The sequence below is a fragment of the Enterococcus gilvus ATCC BAA-350 genome, assembly GCF_000407545.1.
Lineage (GTDB): Bacteria > Bacillota > Bacilli > Lactobacillales > Enterococcaceae > Enterococcus_A > Enterococcus_A gilvus.
Genome location: NZ_ASWH01000001.1, coordinates 1426572 through 1441046, shown reverse-complemented (window position 1 = coordinate 1441046; position 14475 = coordinate 1426572). Strand labels below are relative to the sequence as shown.

At 36.0% G+C, this 14475-nt stretch carries 15 protein-coding genes and 1 other annotated feature; of the genes, 3 read left to right on the top strand and 12 right to left on the bottom strand.

Annotation, left to right across the window (positions count from 1 at the left end; all coding sequences use genetic code 11):
- Nucleotides 1–296: 296 nt before the first annotated feature.
- Nucleotides 297–785: a TIR domain-containing protein gene (locus I592_RS07125; protein ID WP_010780882.1), complete on the bottom strand. Its 489-nt coding sequence runs from the start codon at nucleotides 783–785 to the stop codon at nucleotides 297–299.
- A gap of 274 nt (nucleotides 786–1059) precedes the next feature.
- On the opposite strand from I592_RS07125, the gene I592_RS07120 reads away from it, so the two are divergent.
- The gene (locus I592_RS07120; protein WP_010780883.1) at nucleotides 1060–1599 is read left to right on the top strand and encodes a GNAT family N-acetyltransferase; all 540 of its coding nucleotides are present in this window, start codon (nucleotides 1060–1062) and stop codon (nucleotides 1597–1599) included.
- 78 nt (nucleotides 1600–1677) lie between these two features.
- Here the strand turns inward: I592_RS07120 and nox are convergent, their stop codons facing one another.
- Nucleotides 1678–3009: a H2O-forming NADH oxidase gene (gene nox / locus I592_RS07115; protein ID WP_010780884.1), complete on the bottom strand. Its 1332-nt coding sequence runs from the start codon at nucleotides 3007–3009 to the stop codon at nucleotides 1678–1680.
- A 272-nt stretch (nucleotides 3010–3281) separates the two neighbouring features.
- Between nox and I592_RS07110 the strand changes: the two genes are divergently transcribed.
- Complete coding sequence (locus I592_RS07110) at nucleotides 3282–3956, top strand: Crp/Fnr family transcriptional regulator (RefSeq protein WP_010780885.1); 675 nt, start codon at nucleotides 3282–3284, stop codon at nucleotides 3954–3956.
- A 48-nt stretch (nucleotides 3957–4004) separates the two neighbouring features.
- Here I592_RS07110 and I592_RS21390 read toward each other — a convergent pair whose 3' ends face one another.
- The 6 genes from I592_RS21390 to I592_RS07085 all read right to left on the bottom strand — a co-directional run bounded on the left by I592_RS21390 (nucleotide 4005) and on the right by I592_RS07085 (nucleotide 8302).
- Complete coding sequence (locus I592_RS21390; protein ID WP_010780886.1) at nucleotides 4005–4169, bottom strand: hypothetical protein; 165 nt, start codon at nucleotides 4167–4169, stop codon at nucleotides 4005–4007.
- A gap of 165 nt (nucleotides 4170–4334) precedes the next feature.
- On the bottom strand, nucleotides 4335–4841 hold the full coding sequence (gene msrA, locus I592_RS07105) for a peptide-methionine (S)-S-oxide reductase MsrA (protein ID WP_010780887.1): 507 nt from the start codon (nucleotides 4839–4841) through the stop codon (nucleotides 4335–4337).
- Nucleotides 4842–4862: 21 nt separating this feature from the next.
- Complete coding sequence (locus I592_RS07100) at nucleotides 4863–5678, bottom strand: MetQ/NlpA family ABC transporter substrate-binding protein (protein ID WP_010780888.1); 816 nt, start codon at nucleotides 5676–5678, stop codon at nucleotides 4863–4865.
- A gap of 72 nt (nucleotides 5679–5750) precedes the next feature.
- Nucleotides 5751–5982 (bottom strand) — a binding site (T-box leader).
- A 137-nt stretch (nucleotides 5983–6119) separates the two neighbouring features.
- Entirely contained in the window at nucleotides 6120–6635 is a 516-nt protein-coding gene (locus I592_RS07095; protein ID WP_010780889.1) for a flavodoxin domain-containing protein, read from the bottom strand.
- 10 nt (nucleotides 6636–6645) lie between these two features.
- A complete protein-coding gene (locus I592_RS07090) occupies nucleotides 6646–7125 on the bottom strand; it encodes a MarR family winged helix-turn-helix transcriptional regulator (protein WP_010780890.1) in 480 nt (159 codons plus the stop codon).
- Nucleotides 7126–7456: 331 nt separating this feature from the next.
- Nucleotides 7457–8302 carry an oxamate carbamoyltransferase subunit AllH family protein gene (locus tag I592_RS07085; RefSeq protein WP_010780891.1) on the bottom strand — a complete coding sequence of 282 codons (846 nt, stop codon included), beginning with the start codon at nucleotides 8300–8302 and terminating at the stop codon, nucleotides 7457–7459.
- A gap of 261 nt (nucleotides 8303–8563) precedes the next feature.
- On the opposite strand from I592_RS07085, the gene I592_RS07080 reads away from it, so the two are divergent.
- On the top strand, nucleotides 8564–8836 hold the full coding sequence (locus I592_RS07080) for a hypothetical protein (protein ID WP_010780892.1): 273 nt from the start codon (nucleotides 8564–8566) through the stop codon (nucleotides 8834–8836).
- Between the two features lie 149 nt (nucleotides 8837–8985).
- Here the strand turns inward: I592_RS07080 and I592_RS07075 are convergent, their stop codons facing one another.
- The 4 genes from I592_RS07075 to recQ form a co-directional block, all read right to left on the bottom strand.
- Entirely contained in the window at nucleotides 8986–9702 is a 717-nt protein-coding gene (locus I592_RS07075) for an SDR family oxidoreductase (protein WP_010780893.1), read from the bottom strand.
- 437 nt (nucleotides 9703–10139) lie between these two features.
- Complete coding sequence (locus I592_RS07070) at nucleotides 10140–11024, bottom strand: phytoene/squalene synthase family protein (protein ID WP_010780894.1); 885 nt, start codon at nucleotides 11022–11024, stop codon at nucleotides 10140–10142.
- Nucleotides 11014–12501, bottom strand: a complete 1488-nt coding sequence (locus I592_RS07065) for a phytoene desaturase family protein (protein WP_010780895.1) — start codon at nucleotides 12499–12501, stop codon at nucleotides 11014–11016. The genes I592_RS07070 and I592_RS07065 overlap by 11 nt, the downstream gene beginning before the upstream one ends.
- Nucleotides 12502–12686: 185 nt before the next feature.
- The gene (recQ, locus tag I592_RS07060; RefSeq protein ID WP_010780896.1) at nucleotides 12687–14438 is read right to left on the bottom strand and encodes a DNA helicase RecQ; all 1752 of its coding nucleotides are present in this window, start codon (nucleotides 14436–14438) and stop codon (nucleotides 12687–12689) included.
- Nucleotides 14439–14475 lie beyond the last annotated feature (37 nt).

Below are 14475 nucleotides of genomic sequence, written 5' to 3'. Positions count from 1 at the left end.
CGAAACGTTATCCGTTTAGCAAGAGTATTTAGCCTAAAAAAAACAAAAATTCTTTTTGTGAAAGAATGATTATTATTTTGAATTAATTCTATGTAAAGTCTTTTCGATAAAATAGTTAATTAGTGATTAAATCATGGAGATATTTTTATAAAATTACAATAAATTTGAATTTAAAAAAAGCGAGTGTTGAACGTTTTGTCCAGTCACTCGCCCTTTTTCTTTTTTTAAAGACCATCGCTCTCTTTATCCCCTTTTATTGTCATCGATTATATGGATAGTCCGATGCCGTTTCTTTATTACCCCTCTTTTACTTTATCAACGTTCTCTATCCATTTTTCTAAGTTCGTATACCCATCGTTTTTGATATAATCATATTCCTCATCCAAGATCTCATCAAACCATAATAATTTTCCTTCCTCATTTTTTCCTACTATCTTTACCACTGATTGACTGATTGATGTTTGCTGATTCAAATTTTTAACTTTTCCAATTTTGAGCGCTATGATTGTATTGCCACGCTCATAACTTTTCTTTATTCCATATTGAACATACGTTGAATCCAATGTTTCGCTTCCAATCAAAACCACTGTTACAGAGGTTCCCACCAATTGTTTGTCAATCCATCGTTCAATATTTGCACTGCCATCCCGTTTCATTCGTTCAAACTCTGCTTTGTTAATAAACCCAGACTCGTCATTTTCTTTAAGCGTCCAATTATTCTTAACAACGAATGCTCGAGACCAATCTTCTTCGTAAGAAAAGCTGAAGAACACCCTCTTTGCCATAAAAACACGACCTTCCTAAATTGTTAATAGATACTATCTTGCAGCGAATCGGTATTCACTACTAAAAAAATCTTGACAAACTGGAATATTTCTGTAATCCAATTTCTCTATTCATTATATAATAGCCATTGAAAACAAAGGCTCCAATTTTTTTATATTAGAAGTTTTATGATCAATGATCAGTAACATCGTTTCCTATATAAGTAAAAAACGAACTAGCTTTTGCATGCCCTACATGATACGATTTTATTGAGAAAAAAATGGAGGTCTTCTTATGTTGGATAAATCTGTACCATTCATTCCTTTTACGATGTTCCGTCCCTCAGATGCACCGCCCTTACCTAAAATTACTTTACCTGATGGTTATCGCTTCGCTTTTTATAAACCTGGCGATGAAAGAGATTGGTGTCGTATTGAAACAGCCGTCTTAGAATTTGATTCAGAGAAGGAAGCCGCCGAGTACTTTCAGCATTCTTTTATGCCTTACGAAAAAGAACTACGCCGTCGGATGCTTTTTATAGAGAACCCTGAAGGGAAAAAGGTCGCAACCTTCACGGCTTGGTGGACAGAAGATCGTTCCCCAAGACTGCATTGGTTAGGTGTGATTCCTGAGGAACAAAAAAAGGGCCTGGCCAAGGCTTTAGTCATTCGTGTTACTGAACTTCTTCATGAATACTACCCGAACCAGGATCTTTATTTAAGTACACAAACCTGGAGCCATCATGCGGTAAGGCTTTATGAAAAGATCAACTATCAAATTTTTCAAAATCAAAACTATCAGAAAATTTTAGACATTTTAAAAAGAACCAAATAAATTTTTCTTTATTATAAAACAATTCCCTCAACGTCAGAAAATTATCAAACGTTGAGGGAATTTTTTGTACTTGTTTACTTATTCTGCATCTAGGGCCGCCATAGTAATATAGTTATACGGTTGGTTAAAATGAGGCAGGAAGAAGATATCTAATAGCTTCAATTTATCAATCGTCACTTGTTCTTCAATCGCTAATGAGAACATGTGAATCACACCCGAAATATCTTCTGTTGAAGATAATTGTGCGCCGACTACTCGACGAGAACTTTCTTCATACACAATACGGATTTTAACTTTGGCATTCTTTTTCATAAAACCAGGACGCTGTAAATCTTCAAAATCTGTGTATTTTACGTCAATACCATTTTTAGCTGCTGCTTCAACGGATAATCCTGTCGATACCATATGCAGCCCAAAAATAGAAATACCATTAGATCCTTGTACCCCAGTAGATTCTAAGGAAACGCCACCTATGTTGTAACCTGCTACAATACCTGATCGTACTGCATTGGTTGCTAAAGCAATGTAGGTTGTATCTTGAAGTGCATTTGAATAAATCGTTGCGCAATCTCCGACTGCATATACATTTGGATCGCTCGTTTGTTGATAGCGATCAACTAAATAGGCACCATTTTTATACAAGTCCAGATGGCTTTTTCCCAATTCATTGTTTGGCAAAAATCCGATTGCATTAATGACAAGTTCAATAGGATACTCCCCTTTGTCAGTGACAATGGATTCCACCTTTCCATTGCCTTTATACTCTTTCGCAAGCTCCCCGAAATGCAGTTCAATTCCATGCTCGCTTAAAGTAGCATCCATGTCATCAGTAAACCATTTATCATAATAGCTTGGCAGTGAACGCTCCATTGCATCAAATAATAAAACATTTTTTCCGCGTCGTTTTGCTGCCTCAGCAATTTCTACACCAATATAGCCAGCACCGATTACCGCAACATTCTCGATACTATCTGAATTTAAAATTTCATCAACCGCTTGACCATCTTGAAAACGTTTCAAAAAATGAATATTTTCTAAATCTCGACCAGGAACATTCGGTGATATTGGCACTGACCCTGTCGCTAAAATTAGCTTGTCGTAGCTTTCAATGAATGATTCGCCATTATTAAGCAGACAATGAACTTCTTTTTTCCCATAATCAATGTGATCAACGGTTGTTTCCATGGAGATCTTAGCACCTTTGCTCTCAAAGTCTTCTTTTTTTGTATAAAATAAGCCTTCATAAGAGTCTATTTGACGTCCCACCCATAACGCCGTTCCACAACCCAAATAACTCAAATTATTGTTCCGATCGATCATTACTACTTCCTGATCATCGAATGTGTCTAATAACGTGTTCGCTGCGGCAATCCCTGCATGGTTTGTACCAACTATTACTGTTTTTGTCATTCACTTTACCTCCTAGTTATTGAAAGCGTTTGTATTGCAACTTCAATTGTAACATATTGCACAAATGAATTTTTAAAAAACCCCAAATTATTTATAGTAATTTCTAAAAAAGCACAAATATCATTTGGAGGGTCGAACGAGGGACTTTCTTACTTAGTTTGCATTTACCGAACTTGTTTAGGCGTTTATCGCGACAACTTAAACCCGAAAATAGTAAAATGACTAATAACCAATGCTTCCTATCAGTCATTAGGAGAAACGAGGGAGATCATATGACTTATCCGTTACAAGAACACCATTTTAAATTGTTAAAAAAATATGGATTATCCGATCATCACGCGCTATGTGAAATACGTCACTACGAGTCTGGAGATATCGTTTTTTCTCAGGGATTTGAATATAAATATATCCTGCTGGTTGTCTCTGGAAAGGCGAAAGTTTGTACAACTTCTCCTTCAGGAAAAAGTCTTGTTTTAGCATACTATCTATCAAGCGGTATCATCGGAGATGTCGAATTAATGTCCAAGACAAACTATGCTACAGCCTCTGTCGTTGCACTCTCAGCTTTCGAATGTCTCGTCGTTCCTTTTCAAGATGACGATGATACAATGTTCAAAAATTTAACTTTTATGACCGAGCTGGCGAAGGGGTTATCAAACAATCTAATGAGCTCCTCACATGACTATTCTTCAAATGCACTTTACTCTGGAGAACAAAGACTCTGTACTTATATATTAAAAGGCGCCTACAAAAATTATTTTTATGACAATCTTTCTGATGTTGCGGCAACAATTGGCATCAGCTATCGCCACCTATTACGTTTACTAAAAAAATTGTGTGAGAGCAACATTTTAAAAAAGGAAAAACGAGCATTCTTACTACTTGATAAAGAAAAATTGATCCAGTACTCGTCAGAAGTTTCTTATTTTGAAAATGAAACGCTGTAAAAAATAATCAGCCGGTTTCTTGCTTTTAAAGCAAATCGGCTGACTTTTTTAGAAATTTTGTCTTTCTCGCGCGCGTTGTAAAATCATTTCTTTTCTCTGCTTTTCTAACTCATCGATTTTTTCCCAATAAATAAATTCTGATTTGTTCTTATTTTGCTTTCTTAAATATAAAGCGACAACTATAAAAATCAAAAGTAAGACTAGGATTATCATAATAAGCACCTCCTATATGCTTATTGTAATCACTCAAAAGAAAAACAATTAGGACATATGTCACATTTTTCTGTTTAAGGAGAAAATTAATCAGGGACAACTCAAAAGAAAGGTTTTTCTTTTGAGTTGTCCCTAGTTAGCGTGTTTCATGGAACCTCGTCGCTTCTACCAAAACTCAGAGATAAATTTTTTTCTGCGGGCTGCATTTTTTTGATAGTTTTCAGGATTCCTTTGATAATAGTCTTGATGCTCTTCCTCTGCTGGATAGAATACCGTTGCTTTCTCGATTTTAGTTACAATCGGCTCATCAAATCTTCCGCTATTTTGCAGTGTTTCCTTACTTTTTTCAGCATGTTCTTTTTGCTTCTCGTCAAAGTAAAAAATAACCGGTCTGTAACTGCTCCCTCGATCTTCAAATTGACCAAATGCGTCCGTTGGGTCTGTCTGTTGCCAATAGATTTCTAGAAGCTCATCGTATGAAATAACTAAAGGATCATATATAATTTCCACGGCCTCCGTATGACCTGTCTCGCCACTTTTAACTTCTAAATACGTTGGGTTTTCCTTTGTTCCCCCTGTATAACCTGAGATTACCGATTGAATGCCCGCAAGGCTATCGAAAGGTTGAATCATACACCAGAAACAACCACCTGCAAATACTGCTCTCTCCATCTTATTCACCTCTTCTTTCATTTATTCACTGACGGGTACAATCGATCCACCCCATTTTTTCTCGATCCACTTTTGCACTTGCGGCTCATGTAGGACATCCACCACTTTTTTCAAGTCTTTATTCTCTTTATTGCTCGTTTTTGTCGCTACGATGTTTACATATGGCGAGTTCTTTTGCTCGATCATTAAAGAATCTTTTACTGGATTCAATCCTTTTTCATAAGCAAAATTAGAATTGATCGCGACAAGATCTCCTTCATTGTTTTCAAAAGCCGAGGTTAATAAGGTTGGATCGACACTATGATCAAAGACTAAGTTTTTTGGATTTTCTGTTATGTCTTCAAAAGTAGCTTTATCGATGGCTACTCCTGGCTTGATTTTTAAAAGTTTATTCTCAACAAAAATATTCAGCACACGTCCCCATTCTGAGGGAACGTTTGAGACGATTACTTTCGCACCAGAAGGTATTTCGCTAATTTTCTTTATTTTGTGTGAATAGATCCCCATCGGTTCTAAATGGATTGCTCCTATATTTGAAAAACGATAGTCGTTTTCTTTTTTTTGTAAATTAAAATAAGGGACTGTTGAAAAATAATTTGCATCTATATCCCCATTTTCTAACGCTTTATTCGGTAAAACATAGTCATCAAATTTTACAATTTCTAGTTCAATCCCCTTCTTTTTCAATTCGGGTTTGATATGTTCTAAAATTTCTGCATGAGGCGTAGGGGAGGCCCCAATTTTTATTTTATCCGCTTTCTCTGCGGAACCCGAACTACAAGCTGCTAAAAAAATGAAACAACTAAATACCAATGCAACGAAACCAATTTTTTTCATACTGACACACTCCTATTAAATTTTGACAAATAAAAAAATATCCGTCCCTTTACCTACCAATCTACTGATAAATAAAGGGACGAATATTTTCGCGTTACCACCCTTATTCGTATTATCCTTTCAGATAATACCTCAACGGTACTTACATACCCGGCGAAGTAACGGTCGCTTTCCGTTCAATTTGCGTGAACAAACTGAATGCTCAGAGCTCATCTTCATTAACTTTCCACGATCCCTCTTTTCACCAGCCGAGGGTCTCTTTAATCGTTTCGTGATTAATTACTCTTCTCTTCAATGCATACGTATAGATTGGAATTAGTCTAATACAAATCATTCCAAATTGCAATCAAAATATTATCAAATAAATAAATTATATACGCAAGTCCTTTCATTTGGACTTATGAAAGGCACTATTCGACCATAAACGGGTTATTGATAGTCCTACTCAATAACTTCTAATTCGTTTAAATTGATAAAGTCTACACCGTCTTCCTCTACAACTTGTCCAATTGCTTTTTCAATATCCAATTTATTCTGCGATTCCTTTTTCTTGCTCTCTTTATTGATCATCTTTATCAGTATTTTTTCGGGGAAACTCAATTCTTTATATGACAATCGTCCTCTCATGTAGAAAATCTCTGCCTCCGGAAAAATTTCAATAATTCCTTTACGAATTTCAACCATTTTTTCTTGGTCATTTTTTGAAGATAAACCGACTGGTACTACTGTGATTTCCATTCCTTCTCTGCATTTTTCTTTCAACTTGTTTAACTGAAAAACTCTACCAGCGTATACACTGCCAAAATAGTATAATTTTTTTGAACCCGCGAAGTCTTCTGAAGGCACCCCCCCTTGTTCATAAATCGGATAGCCATGCTTTTGTGCAAATGCCTCCGCATATTTTTTAGAACTTCCTCTTTTCGTGGCATAAATAACAAGCTTTTCCATTTTATTCATCTTCTCCTTCTTATTCATTGATTTCCAATTTCTCGACACCTTGGTACAATTTCATAAAAATATCAAAAAAGTTCGATAGCTCCTTATCAGAATATCCATTGAAAATGGTTGCCAAAGCATGGCTGTGCAATGTTTCAACTGAATGAAAATAGTGTTCCCCTTTCTTTGTTAAGACGAGAACCGTCTTTCGCTTATCCTCTTCACTTCGATTCATTTCGATCAATTCCTTTGCTTCTAATGCTATCGCTAATTTTTTGATATTTTGCCTTGAACAGCCTAGCAATTTTCCGCAACTTGTTAAATCAATAGCCCTTTCAGACGATTGCCTTACCATAACTAAAACCATAAACTGCTTCATTGTCACAGACGGATCAATTTTATCGAAAGAGGTTTGCAGCCGATTTCCTAAAATGTATAGACTAGCGAAAATAGCGCGCTGCTGTTTATCTCTACTTGTTTGAAAGTCTTCTATTAATTGTTCGATATCCACTTTATTTTCTCCAGTCATTCAATATACGTAACTTGTTACCTATATTATAAATTTTTTTCTACTTTTTCGAAATAGGTCCTTAGTCGGATAATCTAATGTTCGAGTTGACATACTAAGCGACTGTTAAACAAAGTGCCGAAATGGATTCTTTTTTTATGTTCTATTTTGCCTTAGCAAGTAAAATGAATCGATGAACTGATTCGTATACATGCAATTAAAGACACTAAAAGACCTGATCGCCATTAAAAAGCGATCAGGTCTTTGAAAAGTAAATAGATAAAAAACTTTCAATTTGTAAAGTAAAAATCGATTTGGCTTTTCATTTGTAAAGTTAAATGAAAAAATCCTTTCTCTCTTTGCTCAAATACACATTTGCTCCAGCAACCATACCAGCTAATATATCGCTAGCAGAGGACTCGCCTAGATTTTTTAATTCTTCAATTTTTACTTTCCAATTGCCATCGTTACCGACCAATCCATCGATTGCCGAATTGACGAAACTGCCAAATGTTCTTTTGCATGCATAATTTAGATAGGTATTCGATAGCGCTGTCGTCCATTTTTTTTGAACAAGAAAACTTCTTAGTAATAGATAGAAGTCGTTTGTAAAAATTGATACTACTTGATCAACCGCCATTAAGCCAATTAAGAAACAATCGCCAGAAGGAAAAATGCCTTCTCCTCTTCCTAAATAATATAAAATCCCTTTTGCACGGTTTGTTGGACTTAAAGAAAGCAATTTTTGAAAAGCCGGAACCGTTCCTTCTCTTTCACCTTTGAATTCAGAGCCAAGGAGTAGCTCCTCTCGCTCTAATTGGAAAATTTTTTGCTTTAATTGTACTGAATTTACAGTCATTGCTTTTGGTGTTCCATGATAAAATATTTTTTCTGAAATCATTACTTCAAAGAATGAATCAATTAAATATAATTGATCCTTCTGCCTTTCAAACTGACAATTTCGTATTTTTTTCTCACAGATTGCCTGGTAATCTGAATGATTCAGATGGATCCCGAAAGGAAGGACCCCTTTTTTATCATTCCCCACATAGAGCAACTGCTCCTTATTAGTCAACGTAAACCCATTTTCAAATTGGCGATCTACACTAAAGCTTTTCGAGGAATTGGTTGAAACAATATTTTCTACTTCTGCACCAGCTGCTATTGCTCGATATATCATTTAATTCCCCCCTTTTAAAATTGGCCCTTCAATGTAAACGCTAACATTTTTGTGTTTATTTTTCAATCAAAAACCTTATTTATCTTTTATCCTTTTTTTTAAGCTCCTACGGCGAATCATCTTAAGCATCACTATTTTTTAAACGATCATTTCTTAATTGAGTATAATTGTGAACGAATTCGTAAGTTATTAATAAAAGACTATTTTTAACAGTTCTTTTATTGCTAAAATAGAGGAAGAAGGTATTTGGAGGAGGAAATTATGAGAGGAACAATTTCTAATGATTATCGAGTTTATCACTATGAATCACCTTTTTTAATGCAAGGCGAAAATGGACTTTCTTTAAGTCAGCTGCGAGCTCTTTTTATTACAACCTTGTTAAATAATTCTCGCGCAAAGTATACTACTGAAAATTATGCGCTTGAAAAGGAACAAAGACATATTCGTATTTGGCGAAAGGATGGAAAGACCCTCACTGAGGGTGAAGTACTAAAAATTGATGCCATCATTCCTCGGATTTTTGAAACAAATTGAGATACTCAATCAATTGTCTCAATCCTCGCTCTACTCGTCTAAATGAGTATAAAAAAAATAGAATAGCCGACCGCAACAATTGAAAAAGTAACTAAAAGGAGAGAAAATAATTTCTCTCCTTTTTATACTCCTTGCGATGCTAACAATAGTTAGACCATCATTTTTGTAGGTCTAAAAATAATCTCATTAATAGCTACTTGCTCTGGTTGCTGCAAGGCATAAAGCAAGGCATCTGTGATGGCTTCAGGTGTTAGAATTTGATACTCATCCGTTGTTTGATCCAATTTTCTTCCCATGTCAGTAGCCACGTTTCCAGGAGAAATTGATGTAAATCGTATTTTGGTATCTGCTTCTTCTTGTCGAGCCCCTTCCATAATTTTTAATACTGCTGTTTTTGATGCTGCGTATGTGCTCATTGCTGGTCCAACTACATGTGCGCCAATTGAAACCATGGTGACAACATGACCTTTATCGACTTTTCTAAATTCAGGCAAAACCGCTGATAAACCATTCAAAACACCTAAAACATTTACTTCGATCACTTGCGTGTATTCTTTGCTAGGCATTTCTCGATTCAACCCTATATTTAGCACACCCGCACTATTAAAGAAAACATCAATTTTTCCATACTTTTCCTTTGTAAAAGCGACTAATTTCTTCATATCTTCACTTTTCGTCACATCGACTTTAAAGTATTCCACAGCACCTCCTTCCGCTCTCAATTCTCCAGCTAAGCTACGTAAGTGCTCCTCATCGATATCAGCCAAGACTACTTTAGCGCCTAAAGAAGAAACTTTTTTTGCGGCATTTATTCCAATACCACCACCTGCTCCAGTAATGACGACCACTTCATTTTCTAAATTCATACTAAAACCTTCCTTTCGTTTAAATACGTCATCACCTTACCAGAGGAAGAATCCTTTTTTGCTAATCTTGCTCATCACTTTTTTACAAACTAAAAATACTTTTCCTTTTAGATTGAAGATAATACATGGTTAAATTATTTTTATTTCCATTCATGTTATTTAAATTCAACTAATTGGATGTAAGAATCCATACTAAAACAACGCATTATTGGCAAATCGTTATTTATTTTTTAATTGATTTTATCCAATACATCCTTACTGCTTTACAATCAATTTTGTTTTAGTGATTCCAAAAAAATACTTCTCAGCCTTATTTCAGTCACGATATAAGCGGTACCCTTTTTTGAAATCTCACAGATTTTTTGATCACAAAAAAAGTACGCAGAGAGTACTTACTCCGCATACTTGACTATCTTTTATTCAGTGTTGTTTGAACATTACCTTTTTTTAAGCGCTATTCTTTTTGAGTCGTGATTGGCTGCTTTAAATAGTACTAGTTTTCTAGTTTTATTGACTACATGTCTCTTTCCAAATACATCATAGTTTCCTTCACGTATCACAGACAAAATCTCTCTATAAAGATAAATTGCTGTCAGTAGAGGAATCCTGCATTCTTCATCAATTTCAGCGATCATTTCCAATCCCTTTTTGTAACTTTCCTCTGCACGATGCGCTTCAAACTCCCATAAGTCAATAAATGCTTGACTCATATGATGTGTTCTAATCGCTTTTTCCGTCACACCATATTGATCCATCAGTTCTTTTGGAAGGTAGATTCTACCTTCATTCAAGTCTTCGCCGATGTCACGCAAGATGTTCGTAATCTGCATTGCCCGACCTAAATCCTTGGCTTCTTCTATAATACTTTGCCAATTTGCAGAGAGAATGGGCAACAACATTAATCCAACAGATCCTGCAACATAATAACTATATTCCTCTAATTCTTTTTGCGTCTGAGGTTGTTCAAAATGAGCATCTCGACGTTGCCCCTCCAACATATCATAGAAGAACTTGATGTCTAAAGGATAATGATCAAAAACCACTGCTAATGCTCGCCACATCGGCTCTTCTGGACAATTTCCCTTTTGAAACTCATCCAATTGGTCACGCATTACCTCTAATTTCTCAGGTTTTTTTTCCACATCAATGATATCATCCGCCCTTCGGCAAAAAGCATAGATCGCATAGACACTCATCGCTTTTTGTTCCGGTAATTGAGAAAAGGCCGCATAGAAGCTTTTTGAATGATGTTTGATGATCTTTTTACAGTAATCAAAATCGTCTTGATAATGAACAAAATCGTTAGAAAGCTTATTGGTCATCGCGAATCAGCTCCTCTACAGCCAACTTAGCACTTTGCATGACAATTGGAACTCCCGCTCCTGGATGCGTGCTGCTCCCGCAGAAATAGAGATTGTCAGCATAATCAAATTTATTATGTGGTCGATAATAATTACTTTGCTTCAACGTCGGTTTTAACCCGAAAGTTGCTCCTCGATAAGCATTGAAGTTTTCACTAAAATCTCTTGGTGTGTAGTGTTCTTCAAAAACGATATGCTCTTCAATATCAGTGAATACTGTTTCTTGCTTGATTTTCTGCAGCACATGGTCGCGGTATTTTTGAATGGTCTCTTCATTCCAATCAGAGAATTTTGATAATTCTGGTACAGGCACTAACGCATATAATGCTTCGTGCCCCTCTTTTGCCATGTCAGGATCTAAGAATGATGGCACGTATAAATAATACGAGGGGTCATCTGGAAGTACACCTTGATCGAAAATATCTGTAATATTCTTTTCAAAATCCTTTGCGAAGTGAATTGAATGCAACGCCTCTACTTCATATTTTTTGTCTAAACCTAGATAGAGCAAAAAACAAGAACATGAATAGTCCATTTTATCAATTTTCTTATCCGTATATTTCCCACGATCTTTTTCGTTTGGCACTAAATGCTTCATAGCATAAGGAAAGTCCGCTCCGCACACCACTGCATCAGCCAAAACATTCTTTCCGTCAACTTTTATTCCTACGGCTTCCTTATTCTCAATCAGTATTTCCTGCACCTCCGTATTACAGAAAACTTCCCCGCCTAATTCGATAAATAATCGCTCTAGACCTTGTGCTAAGGTATACATTCCACCTTTCATAAAATGAATGCCATAAAGCAGCTCGATCATGGGAATGATCGTATACAATGACGGGCCCTGATAAGGAGAAATGCCAATGTAAAGTGTTTGAAACGCCAATGATTTACGAAGGCGATCATCTTTAACAAATTTTGAGATGGAGCTGTACGCATCACCAAAAGTCTTCAACTTTAGTCCATTCAACAATGATTTTGGATTGTAAAAATCCCAAAAAGATCGAAATGAGCGCATAATGAATGCTTCTTTTGCAACTAAGTAACGCTTATAAATATCTGCTAGAAATGCGAAATAGCCTTGAGCATCTTCTTCAGATATTCCTTCTAATGTTTTTGTTAGTTCGACCAAATCGGATGAAAAGATCAAGGGATCATCGTCAGAAAAATACAATTTCAACATCGGATCAATCTTCTCCATCGGAATATAGTCATCGGGATTCTTCCCACAAAACTCAAAGACTTCTTTATAAATATCCGGCATCATGATAATCGTCGGTCCTACATCAAAAGTAAAGCCTTCCTTTTTGATCTGGTTCATTTTGCCGCCTACTTGACTAGCCTTTTCATAGAGTTGAACAGCATAACCTAGTTTTTGTAATCTTACTGCTGCAGTAAGCCCTGCGACTCCTGCACCTATTACTATTACCTTCTTCATAGTCACTCTCCTCATACTATAATTCTATTATTTATCAGTTGATAAGTAAAAAAATAAGTCTGCGAGCCTGCAATCGTTGCTTTTTAGGATAAAAAAATAGTGATCAAGGAATTAATTTTTGATCACTATTTTTCTGCTCTATTTCTCATTATTTCAAATTTAAAAATTAATAATTGGAAATCATTTTAGTTTTCTTTTTTTAATAGAGTTAAGAACTGTTCCCCATAATTATCAAGCTTACTTTTTCCCACACCTTTTATTTGTAAAAATTCTATAGATGTTTGAGGCTGTTTCTCAGCTAATTCTGTCAGCGTCTTATCTGAAAAAATGACGTACGGCGGCAAATTCTTTTCTTGTGCAATCTGAGAGCGTAGACTTCGCATTTTTTCAAATAGTTCATCATCTGCTACTAACTGTTTCACCGGCGCTTGCTTCCGATAAACTTCTTGTTTACCCATTAGAACTAAGATACCTTGCTCAGATACAGACAATAAAGGGTATTGCCCTTCAGAAGGAACTAAATAATGTTCAGCTATCAGGTAGTCGATCAAATTAGCAATTTCCTTCTGAGAGTATTCTTTCATCAATCCATACGTTGGTAATTTTTCAAAATTCCATTGCTTTATCTTTTGATCATTTGATCCGGCTAATACTTTTGCTACTAATGCCTTTCCAAATTTTTCGCCCATACGTTTTACACAAGACAGTACCTTTTGTGTGTCAGTCGTAATATTCACCTGCTCCCGGTCATCTAAACAATTGCTGCATTTCCCGCAATCCGCCTGATCTTCGCCAAAATAATTCAGAATGTAACGCTGCAAACACATTTGTGTATGGGCATATTGGTTCATTTCCCTTAACTTTGTATATTCATTTTGCTGATAGGCTAATTCAGATTGAGACTGCTCCACAAAGAATTTTTGAATTTGAATATCTTTGGGCGAGTAAAACAAAACAGCCTCACTTGGTAATCCATCTCTTCCAGCACGTCCAGCCTCTTGGTAATAAGATTCTAAATTACCAGGAATCTGTGCATGTATCACAAAGCGGACATTGCTTTTGTTGATTCCCATACCGAAGGCGTTCGTAGCAACCATTACTTCAGTCCGATCAAATAGAAAGTCTTCTTGGTTTTGTAGCCGTTCCGTGTCTTTTAATCCGCCATGATACATACCAACTGAGAATTGATGATGCTTCAATAGATGATACAATCGTTCAACTTCCTTACGCGTAGAAGCATAGATGATTCCAGATTGTCCATGGTTTAGTTTCAGATATTCCAACAAATAAAGATCCTTTTGATCCTTTACAACTTGAAAAGCTAAATTTTCGCGAGCAAAACCCGTTTTGACTTCATTTTCCTTTGAAATATGTAATAAGTTAGAAATATCCTCAGCTACTTGAGGGGTCGCAGTGGCTGTTAAAGCTATAACCGTCGGCTGTTGATTAAAATTTTGAATCGTTTCTGCCAGTTTCAAATAGCTAGGGCGAAAATCGTGTCCCCACTGGGAAATACAGTGTGCTTCGTCAACGGCTAAAAGCTCAATCGGTACGTATCTCAATAACTCACGAAAATCTGAGGACTCTAACCGCTCTGGTGCGACATACAATAATTTTATTTCCCCACGCGCAGCTCGTCGTACACGATCATTCATCTCTACATTAGACAACGTACTATTGATAAATGCTGCCGGAATTCCTAATTCATTCAAACTGTCAACTTGATCTTTCATCAAGGAAATTAACGGAGAAATAACTAAGGTTAAACCTTCTAAAACTAGCGCGGGCAATTGATAACAAATAGACTTTCCTCCGCCAGTTGGCATGATCCCTAAGACATTTTTCTTTTGTAGAACTCGTTGGATAATGTCCTCCTGTCCGTTTCGAAATTGCGTAAAACCAAATTTTTCTGCTAATAAGTGTTTCATTTGTTCCATAGTGAGACTCCTTCTTGCAACTGCTGTTAATTATACT